This is a genomic window from Aminobacter sp. P4_D5 (genome assembly GCF_056401815.1).
Genome location: NZ_JBFUIP010001252.1, coordinates 1 through 548, shown reverse-complemented (window position 1 = coordinate 548; position 548 = coordinate 1). Strand labels below are relative to the sequence as shown.

General features: G+C 69.2%; 1 protein-coding gene. It reads right to left on the bottom strand.

The genetic code is table 11. The annotated features are described in order from the left end of the window. Window positions 1–55 precede the first annotated feature (55 nt). Window positions 56–178 (bottom strand): hypothetical protein, encoded by a 123-nt coding sequence (locus AC1DWF_RS37785; RefSeq protein WP_476843535.1) that lies wholly within the window; start codon window positions 176–178, stop codon window positions 56–58. Between the last annotated feature and the right edge of the window lie 370 nt (window positions 179–548).

Genomic DNA, 548 nt, shown 5'->3' with positions numbered 1-548 from the left:
GGCCTCCACTGGCACGCCCAGGAAGCCCGCCCGGGCCTCGGCGGCGCCTGCCCTCTCAGTTCCCGAAATCGGCGGCATCCGCGACCATCGCGCTTTCACCGAGAGTGCTGATGAAGCGGGAATAGCTCGCCTCGATCATCGGCGAGCTTGTGTCGAGAGCTGCCGCGATCAACCGCATTGGCACGCCRCGCAAGATCAGCCGGCAGACGGCCGCATGCCTCAATTGATACAAACCGACTTCGATGCYCGCCTCGCGCGCGGCGCGCGCCCACCGGCACCGCCAGGACGTCACCCAGCAGCACCTGGCGCGATGGAGGGGACATGGCCCTCGTGCTGCAGGCGAGGCTCTAGCAGGGCTGCAACTGGGCGAGGCGCCCGCCGCGGGCAGCGKCGCKGGCACCGGCGCTCGAGSTGGCGTATCCACCCCCTGGCCCCCCAGCCGAGCGTCACRCGCSCSTCGTATCGCCCTGCGGCGAGAAAATTTTTSYSCCCWCGCGACGGGCGAMATCTTGGACACCTGAGCCGGGGTCAGGCCTACGGATGGATGA